Here is a 14,286-nt window from a genome sequence, read left to right as displayed (position 1 = left end):
GTGAAATCCAACTTTTCTAACCTTCAGTTAGAACACTGCTAAACAAAGAGCCTGATAAATGAGCAGCCGCCGCCCCGATCCGCTGGCCCAGGTCAGTGACTTTGATATTCGCCTGCTGAGGATTTTTCGCAGCGTGGTGGAATGCGGTGGCTTCTCCGCGGCAGAAACCGTGCTGGGCATAGGTCGCTCGGCGATCAGCCAGCAGATGAGCGATCTGGAGCAGCGCCTCGGTTTGCGCTTGTGCCAACGCGGTCGCGCCGGCTTTTCCCTGACGGAAGAAGGCCGCGAGGTCTATCAATCGGCGCTGCAACTGCTGAGTGCGCTGGAAAGTTTCCGCACTGAGGTCAACGGCCTGCATCAACACTTGCGTGGCGAGTTGATCATCGGCCTGACCGACAACCTCGTCACCCTGCCCCACATGCGCATCACCCACGCTCTGGCGCAGTTGAAGGAGCGCGGGCCGGATGTGCAGATTCAGATCCGCATGATCGCGCCCAATGAAGTCGAGCAAGGCGTGCTCGATGGCCGTCTGCATGTCGGCGTAGTGCCGCAGGCCAGCGCGCTGTCGGGCCTGGAGTATCAGCCGCTGTACAGCGAGCGATCGCTGCTTTATTGCGCGGTCGGCCATCCGTTGTTTTATGTCGATGACGAACAACTCGATGACCAGCGCCTGAACAGCCAGGACGCCATCGCGCCGACGTTCCGTTTACCGGCGGACATCCAGGCGCATTATCAGGCGCTCAATTGCACCGCCAGCGCTTCGGACCGTGAAGGCATGGCGTTCCTGATTCTGACCGGGCGCTACATCGGTTATTTGCCGGATCACTACGCCAGCCTCTGGGTTCAGCAAGGTCGTCTGCGTGCGCTGAAATCCACTACACGGTTCTATGACCTGAGCCTCGCATCGGTCACGCGCAAGGGGCGCCGCCCTCATTTGGTGCTGGAAAGCTTTCTCGAAAGCCTGGCGGCGACACGCTAAAAATCCTCCAAAGCCCCGGTAGCGCTGGGCCCTACAGACTAAAAAACATAATAACCTGAGCAAGTGGACAGCTTTTTGCAAAGCAGGATCAACCCGATCCCTGAACAAGAAGCCCAGCGCCATGCAGCCAGATTCCGATTCGCCCAGTGAACTGATCTACGGCCTCGACGACCGTCCAAAACCCCTCGCGGCGATCCTTGCCGCACTGCAACACGTGCTCGCCAGCTTCGTCGGCATCATCACACCGCCGCTGGTGATCGGCTCGGCGCTCGGCCTGACCGCGCACCTGCCATATCTGATCAGCATGGCGCTGATGGTCTCCGGCGTTGGCACCTTTATCCAGGCGCGGCGGCCGTTCGGCATTGGTGCCGGGATGATTTGCCTGCAGGGCACCAGTTTCGCCTTTCTTGGCGCCGTTCTCTCTGCCGGGTTTCTGGTCAAGCAGCGTGGCGGCAGTCCGGAAGACATTCTGGCGATGATTTTTGGTGTGTGTTTTTTCGGTGCACTGGTGCAAATCGTGCTCAGCCGCTTCATCGGCCAGTTGCGCCGGGTCGTCACGCCGCTGGTGACCGGCATTGTCATCACCCTGATCGGCATCAGCCTGATCAAGGTCGGCATCACCGATCTGGGCGGTGGTTTCAATGCGCCGGACTTCGGTGCGCCGGGTAATCTGGCGCTGGGCGTATTCGTGTTGCTGACGATCATTCTGCTCAACCGCTCGAACACGCCGTGGGTGCGCCTGTCGGCGATCATCATCGGTCTGGTGCTGGGCAGTCTGGCCGCGTGGTTCAGCGGAAAACTGCTGCCGCAGCCGTTGCCTGACGTGCCACTGGTGAGTTTTCCCACGCCGTTCAAGTTCGGTTTCAGCTTTGACTGGACAGCTTTCCTGCCAGTCGCGCTGATTTATCTGATCAGCACCCTCGAAACCGTCGGCGACCTCACCGCCAATTGCATGCTCGCTCGCCAGCCCATCAGCGGTCCTTCCTATATAAGCCGTTTGCGCGGCGGCGTATTGGGTGATGGCGTGAGCTGCATGATCGCCGCGACGTTCAGCGCATTCCCCAACACCACCTTCGCGCAGAACAACGGCGTGATCCAATTGACCGGAGTCGCCAGCCGTTACGTCGGCCTCTACATCGGTTCGATCCTGTTCTGCCTCGGCCTGTTCCCGATGATCGGCGCGGTGCTGCAGCAGATTCCGAAACCGGTGCTGGGTGGCGCGACGCTGGTGATGTTCGGCGCCGTTGCAGCGGCCGGGGTGCGCATCCTTGCGCAGTCGCCGCTGGACCGGCGCAGCATGTTGATCATTGCCACTTCATTCGGCGTCGGCCTGGGCATCGCCGCGCAACCGAACCTGCTGCACCTTTTGCCGAAGCTGGTGCAGAACCTGTTCGACTCGGCGATTACCAGCGGCGGCTTGACCGCCATCGTCTTGTGCCTGCTGCTGCCGGAAAGCCAAACCGCGGCCACTGAAGCGCCGGCCACGCTGAACAAGATCGAACAGGCGTAACGGTTTTATCGCGCTAGGACTTGTCGGATGCCTGTGGGTGCGCTATCAACGCAACTGGTTGCACCCACAGACAAACCCGGAAGTGCCTATGACCTTTGAAGTCCCCGCTCACGGCGGCAAACCCGCCAGCCGCATTCGTCAGAAGAACGAAGAGACCATTCTCAAAGCCGCCGAAGACGAGTTCGCCCGTCACGGGTTCAAAGGCACCAGCATGAACACCATCGCGCAGAATGCCGGGTTGCCGAAAGCCAACCTGCATTACTACTTCACCAACAAACTCGGTTTGTACGTGGCGGTGCTGAGTAACATCATCGAGTTGTGGGACAGCACCTTTAACACCCTGACCGCCGAGGACGATCCGGCTGAGGCGCTGACCCGCTATATCCGCGCCAAAATGGAGTTCTCACGCCGCCAGCCACAGGCCTCGCGAATCTTCGCGATGGAAGTGATCAGCGGCGGCGAATGCCTGACCGAGTATTTCAATCAGGACTATCGCGCCTGGTTCCAGGGCCGCGCCGCCGTGTTCCAGGCCTGGATCGATGCGGGCAAAATGGACCCGGTCGATCCGGTGCACCTGATCTTCCTGCTGTGGGGCAGCACCCAGCATTACGCCGACTTCGCCACGCAGATTTGCCGGGTCAGCGGGCGCAGCAAGTTGACCAAACAGGACATGGAAGACGCCGGCAACAACCTGATCCGCATTATCCTCAAGGGCTGCGGCCTCACTCCTTCTGTATAAGACGTTTTATGCCTTTTACCCTCAGCGGTTTTTGCGAGTACCGCGAAGAGATTCGCAAAAGCCGCTTCATCACCCTCGCCGCGCCGATCGACAGCCCAAACGATGCGCAGGCGTTTTTCGAGCAGCACAGCGATCTGAATGCCACGCACAATTGCTGGGCGTGGAAATTCGGCGCGCAATACCGCAGCAGCGATGACGGCGAGCCCGGCGGCACCGCCGGGCGGCCGATTCTGGCGGCGATCGAGGCACAGGATTGCGATCAGGTCGCGGTGCTGGTGATCCGTTGGTACGGTGGCATTCAACTGGGCACGGGAGGTTTGGCGCGGGCATACGGCGGTGGTGCGAACAAATGCCTGCAAGCGGCGGACAAGATCGAACTGATCAGTCGTGTGCCGCTGAGCTGTGCCTGTGGATTTTCCGAACTGGCCCTGGTCAAGCTGCGCGTGGCGGACCTTGGCGGCCTGGTGCTGGAAGAAAATTTCACCGCCAACGGCGTCGAGTTGCGTCTGGCACTGGGTGCGGCCCACATCGATTTGCTGCAAAGCCAATTGGCCGATCTGAGTCGCGGACGGATTTTGCTGCAGCACTAGAAAGTTGCGAGCTTTTAGGGCGCAGCCGTTTCCCCTTATTCCGCCAAGTTGCCCACATGCGCTGTGCACCCGACTGTGGATAACCTGAGTACATTCGCCTGTAACCCTTCTGTCACGCGGCTTTGCGCAGTTTGTTCACTTTTCGTTCAATTTCCCCGACGAAACGGAAATTCCAAGTCCAAACAATCAGTTAGCGACGTTTAGCACCATTAGAACAAAGCACCGCAGTGCTTATGCCGAGCTTTCTGGCTTGCGCACAATAACTGTGGAACAACCTGTGGATAACCCGTTCATGACCGGCGCTGTCGCAGGTTCTGCCTGCTTCGCAACGGTTTGCTCGTTTTTTGATCAGTTACCCATGAGCAAAACTGGAGCCCGATCAATACCTTTGCGCCGAATTGGTGCTGCGTTTGCGTACTTTTATTAATCCGAAGCTCTACATCAGGCACCGCCGAACGCGGCCCGCGAGCGTTCCTGACTCAATGGCCAGGAAATTGCTTTATCCACAGGCACAACTCCAAGCAGTCGAGCCTGTCATGCCAATCGCTCCGCCCGTCCCGCGCCTGCAACTACGCCATATCAGCAAACGCTACCCCGGTTGTCTGGCCAATGACGCCATCGACCTGAGCATTGCGCCCGGGGAAATCCATGCCTTGCTCGGCGAAAACGGCGCCGGCAAAAGCACCTTGATGAAGATCATCTACGGCGTCACCCAAGCCGATGCGGGCGACATGCTCTGGCAAGGTCAGTCGGTGAAAATCCGCAACCCGGCGCAGGCGCGGCAGTTGGGAATCGGCATGGTGTTCCAGCATTTCTCGCTGTTCGAAACGCTTAGCGTGGCGCAGAACATTGCACTGGCAATGGGCGCGGCGGCTGGCACGCCGCAACAACTGGCACCGAAGATTGCCGAAGTGTCGCGCCGTTATGGCATGGCGCTGGAGCCAGAACGACTTGTCCACAGCCTGTCGATCGGCGAGCGTCAGCGCGTCGAGATCGTGCGTTGCCTGATGCAGGACATTCGTCTGCTGATCCTCGATGAACCCACCTCGGTGCTGACGCCGCAGGAGGCCGACGAGCTATTCGTCACCCTGCGCCGCCTCGCCGCCGAGGGCTGCAGCATTCTGTTTATCAGCCACAAGCTCGGTGAGGTTCGCGCCCTGTGCCACAGTGCTACGGTCTTGCGCGGCGGGCGTGTCGCCGGGCATTGCCGACCGGCCGAATGCTCGGATCAGCAACTGGCGCAATTGATGGTTGGCGAAGCGGCGACGATGATTGGCGATTACCCCAAGGTCAGCGGCGGCGCGGCGTTCCTCCAGGTGAGCGGGCTGAGCTGGCACAACCCCGATCCGTTCGGCTGCTCGTTGGGCGATATCGACTTGCAGGTCCGCAGCGGAGAAATCGTCGGCATCGCCGGGGTGGCCGGCAATGGTCAGGATGAATTGCTGGCGCTGCTCAGTGGCGAACAGCGCGTGCCTCGAACAGACGCCGCCACCATTCGATTCGGCGCGCAAAACGTTGCCGATCTGCGCCCGGATGCGCGGCGCAAACTCGGTCTGGCGTTTGTCCCGGCCGAACGTCTTGGCCACGGCGCAGTGCCGGAATTGAGCTTGGCCGATAACGCTTTATTGACCGCTTTTCAGCAGGGATTGGTCAGCCGCGGCATGATCCAGCGCAGCAAACTTGAAACCTTTGCTGAGCAAATCATCCAGCGCTTCGGTGTGAAAACCCCAGACACGCAGACCGCCGCGCGCAGCCTGTCCGGCGGCAATCTGCAGAAATTCATTCTCGGCCGGGAAATTCTCCAGCAACCGAAACTGTTGATCGCCGCACATCCGACCTGGGGCGTCGACGTTGGCGCTGCGGCGACCATCCACCGAGCATTGATTGCGCTGCGCGATGCCGGCGCGGCGATTCTCGTGATCTCCGAAGACCTCGACGAGCTGTTTCAGATCAGCGACCGCCTCGGCGCGTTGTGCGGCGGGCGTCTGTCGCCGCTCCAGGACACTGGCGAAACGCAGCTCAGCGACGTCGGCGGCTGGATGGCCGGGCAGTTCGCGCACTCACCTTCATCGGCCACGGTTTAACGGAGTTTTCCTGACATGCTGCTTTCCCTCGAACCGCGTGGCCAGCAATCGCGCCTGATGCTTTGGTGCTCGCCGTTACTGGCCGCCGTGCTGACCCTGGCGTGCGGCTCGCTGCTGTTCATCGCCCTCGGCCACGACCCGCTGCAAACCTTGCACACGCTGCTGATCGTGCCGGTCAGCGATCTCTATGGCATCTCCGAATTGCTGGTCAAGGCATTGCCGATTCTGCTCTGCGCACTCGGTCTGGCGGTGGCCTATCAGGCGCGAATCTGGAACATCGGCGCCGAAGGTCAATTGCTCCTCGGCGCCCTCGCCGGCAGCGCCGTGGCGGTGCACATCATCGACTGGCAAAGCCGCTGGGCGCTGGTGCTGATTCTGCTCGTCGGCATGCTCGCCGGCGCCGCTTGGGCCGGGCTGACGGCGTGGTTGCGCACGCGCTTCAACGCCAATGAAATTCTCACCAGCATCATGCTCAACTACATCGCACTGAACCTGCTGCTGTTCTGCGTGCACGGGCCGCTGAAGGACCCGGCCGGGTTCAACTTTCCCGAGTCGGCGATGTTCGGCGACGCCAGCCGGTTGCCACTGTTGCTCGAAGATGGCCGCGTGCATGGCGGGGTGTATTTCGCCCTGCTCGCGTTGGTGGCGGTGTGGGTGCTGTTGCAGAAAAGCTTTATCGGTTTCCAGATCAAAGTGCTCGGTCTGGACAAGCGTGCGGCAGGATTCGTCGGTTTTCGCGAGAAACGTTTGATCTGGCTGGCGCTGCTGATCAGCGGCGGCCTGGCGGGGCTTGCCGGAGTCAGCGAAGTCACCGGGCCGATTGGCCAATTGGTCCCGCAGGTCTCGCCGGGGTATGGCTATGCGGCGATCACCGTGGCGTTTCTCGGCCGGCTCAATCCAATCGGCATCGTGTTTTCCAGTCTGCTGATGGCGCTGCTGTACCTCGGCGGCGAGAGCGCGCAGATGAGCCTAAATTTGCCGCAGGCAATCACCCAGTTGTTTCAGGGAATGATGCTGTTTTTCCTGCTCGCCTGTGACGTGTTGATCCTCTATCGGCCGCGCCTGAATCGGCGCTGGATCCGACGCACGTCGACCACCGCCGTAACCGCCGGAGCGCTGTGATGGATATCGATCTGTTGAGCAATATTTTCTACGCCATGGTGCGCTGCGGCACGCCGCTGTTGCTGGTGGCGCTGGGTGAACTGATCTGCGAAAAGAGCGGCGTGCTCAACCTGGGTCAGGAAGGGATGATGTTGTTTGGTGCGGTGATCGGTTTTATCGTCGCGCTCAGCAGCGGCAACCTGTGGCTGGGCGTGCTGCTGGCGATGCTCGCGGGGATGCTGCTGTCGTCGCTGTTTGCCCTGGTCGCCTTGGTGTTCAACGCCAATCAGGTCGCGACCGGGTTGGCGCTGACGATTTTTGGTGTCGGGCTATCGACGTTTGTCGGCGCGGCCTGGGTAGGCAAACCGCTGGCCGGGTTTGAGCCGTTGGCGATTCCGTACCTGAGTGACATTCCGCTGCTCGGGCGCATGCTGTTCGCCCAGGATCTGCTGGTGTACCTGTCGTTCGCGCTGTTTGCGCTGGTGGCGTGGGTGATCATCAAGAGTCGTGTCGGGCTGATCATTCAAGCGGTCGGCGAAAATCCCGATGCGGCCATTGCGATGGGATTACCGGTGCTGACCGTGCGCACCCTGGCGGTGCTGTTTGGCGGGGCGATGGCTGGGCTGGCCGGGGCCTATCTGTCGCTGGCGTACACGCCGATGTGGGCGGAAAACATGACCGCCGGGCGCGGCTGGATTGCCCTGGCGCTGGTGGTGTTTGCCAGTTGGCGGGTGTGGCGGTTGTTGCTCGGCGCGTATCTGTTCGGCCTCGCCAGCATCCTGCATCTGGTGGCGCAGGGCTTGGGGCTGGCGATTCCTTCAAGCCTGCTGGCGATGCTGCCGTACGTGGCGACGATTATCGTGTTGGTGCTGCTGTCGCGGGATGCGTTGCGTACGCGGTTGTATGCGCCGGTGTCGTTGGGGCAGCCGTGGCAATCAGGGCATTAAGAGGTGAATTTAATGACCCCATCGCGAGCAGGCTCACTCCTACAGGGGGCCTGCGAACCCGATCCAATGCAGGAGTGAGCCTGCTCGCGATGGCGTCCGCACAGGCAACACCTGAATCACGCCTGCTCCATACCCAACAATCTTGAGAACTTCAGGAAGCAAGCACGGCAAAGGCTGGGGTATGCTCCGGTCGCTGCCTCTTTTGCGCCGGGCGCTGCAACTTCGGCTCGGGCAGGCCTGTCCATTGAATCCTGAACGCTGACAATCAAGGAACCCATCATGTCTCAGGCAAAAAACGCACTGATCATCGGTGCCTCTCGGGGTTTGGGCCTCGGGCTGGTGAAAACCCTGCTGGCCGATGGCTGGCAAGTCACCGCCACTGTGCGCAATCCGCAGAACGCCGAGGCGCTGCAAGCGCTGGGCAGCGTGCGGATCGAGAAGCTCGACATGGATGATCAGCAAGCGGTGATCGCCCTCAGTCAGCAATTGAAGGGCGAAACGTTCGACCTGCTGTTCGTCAATGCCGGGGTCAAGGGCCCGGAAGTACAGACCCCGGGCGGCGCGACCCTGGCCGAAGTCGGCAAGCTGTTTTTCACCAACGCAGTGGCGCCGATCAATCTGGCCCAGCGCTTTGCCGGGCAGATCCGCGACGGCAGCGGCGTGCTGGCATTCATGAGTTCCGGACTTGGCAGCGTGACGGTGCCCGATGCACCGGAGTTGGCGTTGTACAAGGCGAGCAAAGCTGCGCTGAACTCGATGACCAACACCTTCGTCACGCAACTGGGCGAGCAGAAACTGACCGTGCTGTCGCTGCATCCGGGCTGGGTGAAAACCGACATGGGCGGCGACGGCGCTGACCTCGACGTGGAAACCAGCACCCGTGGGCTGATTGATCAGGTCAACGCGTTCAGCGGCAAGGGCGGGCATCATTTCGTCAATTACAAGGGTGAAACGATTCCCTGGTAAACCCGCAGATGTAACTGTGGGAGCTAGCCTGCTAGCGATGCGGTGTGTCAGTTTCAGAATCAGTGACTGACACTCCGCTATCGCTAGCAGGCTAGCTCCCACAGGGGTATTGCAGGTTGTCTGGTCGGGTCGGGCTTGCCCGGCGCGGCGATTTGTTTGAAACTGCGCGCCTCGCCGTCGCGGCGAACCTGGATCAGCAGACAGGGCAACACTGAGCTGGCAACCCTGAACCCAACTTTCAGAGGAGCCGGCGACCATGCCTGCGACCCGTATCTGGTTAAAAACCCCCCTCGCCATTTTCACGGCCAACGCGCTCGATGCCCGTGGCGGTCTGGTCTTGCAAGACGGTGTGATCGTCGAAGTGCTCGCCGCCGGCCAGCAACCCTCGGCGCCGTGCAGCGAAGTGTTCGATGCCCGCGAGCATGTGATCCTGCCGGGGCTGATCAACACCCACCACCACTTCTATCAAACCCTGACCCGCGCCTGGGCGCCGGTGGTCAATCAGCCCTTGTTCCCGTGGCTGAAAACCTTGTACCCGGTATGGGCACGTCTGACTCCGGAAAAACTCGCCCTTGCGACCAAAGTGGCATTGGCCGAGCTGCTGCTGTCGGGCTGCACCACCGCCGCTGACCATCATTATCTGTTCCCGGACGGCCTGGAAAACGCCATCGACGTGCAAGTCGAAACCGTGCGCGAACTGGGCATGCGCGCCATGCTCACCCGCGGTTCGATGAGCCTCGGCGAAAAGGACGGCGGCCTGCCTCCGCAGCAGACCGTGCAGGAAGGCCAAGTGATTCTCGATGACAGTCAGCGCCTGATTCACGAGTACCACGAACGCGGCGACGGCGCGCAGATCCAGATCGCCCTCGCACCGTGTTCGCCATTCTCGGTAACGCCGGAAATCATGTCGGCCAGCGCCGAACTGGCGAACACACTCGACGTGCGCCTGCACACGCACCTGGCCGAAACCCTCGACGAAGAAGATTTCTGCCTGCAGCGTTTCGGCCTGCGCACCGTCGATTATCTGGACAGCGTCGGCTGGCTCGGCCCGCGCACCTGGCTGGCCCACGGCATCCACTTCAACCCGGACGAAATCGCTCGTCTTGGTCAGGCCGGCACTGGCATCTGCCACTGCCCGAGTTCGAACATGCGCCTGGCGTCGGGCATCTGCCCAAGTATCGACCTGACCGACGCCGGCGCGTTGTTCGGGCTGGGCGTTGACGGTTCGGCGTCCAACGACGCCTCGAACATGATCCTCGAAGCGCGTCAGGCGCTTTACATCCAGCGCCTGCGTTATGGCGCCGAAAAGATCACCCCGGAACGCGTGCTGGGCTGGGCGACCAAGGGCTCGGCGAGTTTGCTGGGCCGCAGCGACATCGGTGAACTGGCAGTCGGCAAGCAGGCGGATCTGGCGTTGTTCAAGCTCGACGAGTTGCGCTTCTCCGGCAGCCACGACCCGATTTCGGCACTGCTGCTGTGCGGCGCGGACCGTGCCGATCGGGTGATGATTGGTGGCAAGTGGCGTGTGGTGGATGGTCAGGTTGAAGGGCTGGATCTCAGAGGCCTGATCGCCGATCACAGCCAGGCGGCGCGGCAGCTGATCGCCGGGACCTGATTCAACACTGATCAAACCTGTGGGAGCCAGCCTGCTGGCGATTACGGTGGGTCAGCAACAGAAATGTTGACTGATGCACCGTAATCGCCAGCAGGCTGGCTCCCACAGTGATTTTTGGTGTTCTTAAACGCCCAGCAGCGACAGCATGATAAACGTCGCAAACAGCACAAAGTGGGTCATGCCTTCGATGGCATTGGTCTCGCCGTCGTTGAGGTTGATTGCGCTGACGATCAGGGTGATGAAGATCATCACCGTCTGCACCGGGGTCATCGCCATCTGAAACGGCTGGCCGGTGTACAGCGCCATGGCCTCCATCACCGGTACAGTCAGGATCACCGTCGACAGTGACGCCCCCATCGCAATATTGACCACCGACTGCATGCGGTTGGCCAGTGCCGCGCGCAATGCCGTGAGGATTTCCGGCGCGGCGGAAATCGCCGCCACCAGAATCGCCGTGATCACCGGCGGCGCCCCGGTGCCTTCCAGGCCGAGATCGAGGGTCTTGGACATGATCTCGGCGAGCGCACCGATCACCACCACACCGCCGACCAGAATGCCGATCGACAGGCCCAGGCTCAGCGGTTTCGGTTCTTGCTCAATCGGTTCTTTCTTGCGTCGCTTGTCCGGGTAGCTGTAGCTGAAAAAATAGCTGTGGGGCCCGACCTGCATGCGCAGGAACAAGGCGTAAAGCACCACCATCGCGCCAATGGTGAACGCCGAATAGAGCTTCCAGTTCGCTTCGGGAATAAACTCCGGCACCACCATCGACACGCCCATCGCGGTGAGAATCATCACGCTGTAGCTGCGCGCCGAGTCGTCGTTGTAGGACTGTTCGCCATGCTTGATCCCACCCATCAGCGCAGCGAGGCCGAGGATGCCGTTGATGTCGAGCATTACCGCTGAATAGATCGTGTCACGCACCAGCGTGGGCGAGGCTTCGTTGCTCATCATGATCGCCAGAATCACCACTTCCACCAGCACGGCGGCGAGGGTCAGGATCATCGTGCCGTAAGGATCGCCGACTTTTTCCGCGAGCAGTTCGGCGTGATGGGCGACGCGCATCGACGCGGCGACGATGAAGCCGATCAGCACCAGCCCGCCGACCAGCGCGACGATCTGGCCGCTGTGCAGCAACCAGTGTTCCAGCGGATAAGCAATGCACGCGGCAATGATTGCCAGCAGCAGAAAGCTTTCTTGTTTGAGGATCGAGAACATGGCGGGCCTTTTGCCGAAAGGAGCTGATGAAGCTACTGACTGCCGGGCGGCGCTAACGTTTCGTTACATCTTCGCGCACCAAGCCATGGCGGTGCTTCGGCGGGTGCACCTTTATCGGCCCTGATGGCCCTATCGCGAGCACGCTCACTCCTACATTTGAAATGCATTCCCCTGTAGGCCTTCGCCTGCTCGCGATAGCCATCACACAGTTCCGGATTGTTTGTTGTCCTGTTGGTCAGCAATTTGCATTGGCCCTGGGCACACACAACAAAACGGAGCTCCACTTCATGCAAATACGTCCGCTGCACAAACTGCTGTGCGCCGCCATCGGTCTGGGCATCAGCCTGAGCGCCAGCGCTGCCGATCCGCTGAAAGTCGGTTTCGTTTACATCGGCCCGATCGGTGACCACGGCTGGACGTATCAGCATGAACAGGGGCGCAAGGCGCTGGCGGAAAAGTTCGGCAGCCAGATCACCACTAACTATGTGGAGAACGTCGCCGAAGGCGCCGATGCCGAACGGGTGATCCGCAACATGGCCAAGGACAAGTACGACCTGATATTCACCACCTCCTTCGGCTACATGAACCCCACCGTGAAAGTCGCCAAGCAGTTTCCCAAGGTGACCTTCGAACACGCCACCGGCTACAAGCAGGACAAGAACCTTGGCACCTATCTGGCGCGAACTTATGAGGGGCGTTACGTCGGCGGCTTCCTTGCGGCGAAGATGACCAAGAGCAAAAAGATCGGCTACGTCGCCTCGTTCCCGATCCCGGAAGTGATCCGCGACATCAACGCCATTCAACTGGCCCTGAACAAATACAACCCCGGCACCGAGATCAAAGTGGTCTGGGTCAACTCGTGGTTCGATCCGGGCAAGGAAGCCGATGCAGCCAACGCGCTGATCGATCAGGGCGTCGACGTGGTGTTCCAGCACACCGACAGCCCAGCGCCGATTCAGGCCGCGGAGCGCCGTGGCGTGTACGCGGTGGGCTACGCCTCGGACATGGCGCACTTCGGGCCGAAAGCAGTGCTGACGTCGATCGTCAACGACTGGGCGCCGCACTACATCCAGGCGACGCAGGGCGTGATCGATCACACCTGGAAACCTCAGGATTACTGGGGTGGACTGAAGGAAGGCACGGTTGAACTGCCGATCAGCGACCTGGTGCCGGCACCGGTGAAAGCCGAAGCCGAGCAGATCATTGCCGACATCAAGAGCGGTGCGCTGCAGCCGTTCACCGGGCCGATCAAGGATCAGGCCGTCGTGGAGAAAATCCCGGCGGGCGTGAGTGCAACGAATGCCGAACTGGCGTCGATGAATTACTACGTGGAAGGCATGAAAGCCGAAATGCCGAAGTAATCTCAGCCCCACCACCATTCCCCTGTAGGAGTGAGCCTGCTCGCGATAGCGGTGTGTCAGTCTAGGTATCCGCTCATGACACACCGCTATCGCGAGCAGGCTCACTCCTACATCTGATCTTCAGCGTGTTCAAGGATTGCGTATGAATCAGCTTCCGATCATCGACATCAGCCCGCTCTACGCCGACAACGAAAACGCCTGGCCCGCCGTCGCCACGCAAATCGATCAGGCCTGCCGCGAGTGGGGTTTCTTCTACATCAAGGGTCACCCGATTTCCGCGCAGCGCATCAGCGTACTGCTCGATCATGCGCAACGCTTTTTCGCCCTGCCCGCGGCGGAAAAACTCCAGATCGACATTACCCAGACTCGCCATCACCGCGGCTACGGCGCCATCGCCACCGAACAGCTCGACCCGGACAAACCCAGCGATCTGAAAGAAACCTTCGACATGGGCCTGCACCTGCCCGCCGATCATCCCGAGGTACTCGCCGAAAAACCGTTGCGCGGGCCTAACCACCATCCGGCGCAGGCAGGCTGGGTTGAATTGATGGAGCAGCATTACTCAGACATGCAGGCGCTGGCGCAGACGCTGTTGCGGGCGATGACCGTGGCGCTGGGAATCGAGCGCGATTTCTTCGACAGCCGCTTCGTTGACCCGGTCAGCGTGCTGCGCATGATTCACTATCCGCCGCGCCACACCGCCAGTTCCGCCGAGCAGCAAGGCGCCGGCGCGCATACTGATTACGGCTGCATCACCCTGCTTTATCAGGACAGCGCCGGTGGCTTGCAAGTCAAGAATGTAAAGGGCGAATGGATCGACGCGCCGCCGATTGACGGTACCTTCGTGGTCAACCTCGGCGACATGATGGCGCGCTGGAGCAACGACCGCTATCGCTCGACACCGCACCGGGTGATCAGCCCGCTCGGCGTCGACCGCTATTCGATGCCGTTCTTTGCCGAGCCACATCCGGACACCCGCATCGAATGCCTGCCCGGTTGCCAGGACGCACAGCATCCGGCGAAATATCCGACCACCACCTGCGCCGAATTCCTGCTGTCGCGCTTCGCCGATACTTACGCTTACCGGCGTGAGCAAGAGGCGGTGTGATGGATCGCTTGGTCAGGTTTTGCCAATTGTTTCGGCGAGCATCTGTAGAATGCCGTCATTGCACCTGATGA

Annotated in this window: 12 protein-coding genes; 11 read left to right on the top strand and 1 reads right to left on the bottom strand. The window is 60.8% G+C overall.

The genetic code is table 11. The annotated features are described in order from the left end of the window. Positions 1-58 precede the first annotated feature (58 nt). From BLU52_RS01915 to BLU52_RS01875, 9 genes are all read left to right on the top strand, one after another. Entirely contained in the window at positions 59-979 is a 921-nt protein-coding gene (locus BLU52_RS01915; RefSeq protein ID WP_090281223.1) for a LysR family transcriptional regulator, read from the top strand. A gap of 121 nt (positions 980-1,100) precedes the next feature. Continuing rightward, on the top strand, positions 1,101-2,489 hold the full coding sequence (locus BLU52_RS01910; protein ID WP_090281220.1) for a uracil-xanthine permease family protein: 1,389 nt from the start codon (positions 1,101-1,103) through the stop codon (positions 2,487-2,489). A gap of 88 nt (positions 2,490-2,577) precedes the next feature. Next, the gene (locus BLU52_RS01905) at positions 2,578-3,228 is read left to right on the top strand and encodes a TetR/AcrR family transcriptional regulator (RefSeq protein WP_090281215.1); all 651 of its coding nucleotides are present in this window, start codon (positions 2,578-2,580) and stop codon (positions 3,226-3,228) included. Positions 3,229-3,236: 8 nt separating this feature from the next. Further along, complete coding sequence (locus BLU52_RS01900) at positions 3,237-3,818, top strand: IMPACT family protein (protein ID WP_090281211.1); 582 nt, start codon at positions 3,237-3,239, stop codon at positions 3,816-3,818. Between the two features lie 536 nt (positions 3,819-4,354). Then, a complete protein-coding gene (locus BLU52_RS01895; RefSeq protein WP_090281208.1) occupies positions 4,355-5,902 on the top strand; it encodes an ABC transporter ATP-binding protein in 1,548 nt (515 codons plus the stop codon). 15 nt (positions 5,903-5,917) lie between these two features. Continuing rightward, a complete protein-coding gene (locus BLU52_RS01890) occupies positions 5,918-7,024 on the top strand; it encodes an ABC transporter permease (protein WP_090281202.1) in 1,107 nt (368 codons plus the stop codon). Continuing rightward, positions 7,024-7,950, top strand: coding sequence for an ABC transporter permease (locus BLU52_RS01885; RefSeq protein WP_090281199.1), 927 nt, complete (start codon positions 7,024-7,026; stop codon positions 7,948-7,950). Before BLU52_RS01890 ends, BLU52_RS01885 begins: the two co-directional genes overlap by 1 nt. 279 nt (positions 7,951-8,229) lie before the next feature. Beyond that, positions 8,230-8,916, top strand: coding sequence for an SDR family oxidoreductase (locus tag BLU52_RS01880; RefSeq protein WP_090281195.1), 687 nt, complete (start codon positions 8,230-8,232; stop codon positions 8,914-8,916). A gap of 256 nt (positions 8,917-9,172) precedes the next feature. After that, complete coding sequence (locus BLU52_RS01875; RefSeq protein WP_090281192.1) at positions 9,173-10,531, top strand: 8-oxoguanine deaminase; 1,359 nt, start codon at positions 9,173-9,175, stop codon at positions 10,529-10,531. Between the two features lie 123 nt (positions 10,532-10,654). On the opposite strand, the gene BLU52_RS01870 is transcribed toward BLU52_RS01875, so the two are convergent. Then, a complete protein-coding gene (locus tag BLU52_RS01870) occupies positions 10,655-11,746 on the bottom strand; it encodes a calcium:proton antiporter (protein ID WP_090281189.1) in 1,092 nt (363 codons plus the stop codon). A 287-nt stretch (positions 11,747-12,033) separates the two neighbouring features. On the opposite strand from BLU52_RS01870, the gene BLU52_RS01865 reads away from it, so the two are divergent. Both BLU52_RS01865 and BLU52_RS01860 read left to right on the top strand, forming a co-directional pair. Beyond that, positions 12,034-13,107 carry a BMP family ABC transporter substrate-binding protein gene (locus tag BLU52_RS01865; protein WP_090281185.1) on the top strand — a complete coding sequence of 358 codons (1,074 nt, stop codon included), beginning with the start codon at positions 12,034-12,036 and terminating at the stop codon, positions 13,105-13,107. Positions 13,108-13,249: 142 nt separating this feature from the next. Continuing rightward, positions 13,250-14,215 carry a 2-oxoglutarate and iron-dependent oxygenase domain-containing protein gene (locus tag BLU52_RS01860; RefSeq protein WP_090281181.1) on the top strand — a complete coding sequence of 322 codons (966 nt, stop codon included), beginning with the start codon at positions 13,250-13,252 and terminating at the stop codon, positions 14,213-14,215. Positions 14,216-14,286: the final 71 nt, after the last annotated feature.

It is taken from the genome of Pseudomonas granadensis (assembly GCF_900105485.1).
GTDB lineage: Bacteria > Pseudomonadota > Gammaproteobacteria > Pseudomonadales > Pseudomonadaceae > Aquipseudomonas > Aquipseudomonas granadensis.
This window is presented reverse-complemented; position numbering and strand designations above follow the sequence as displayed.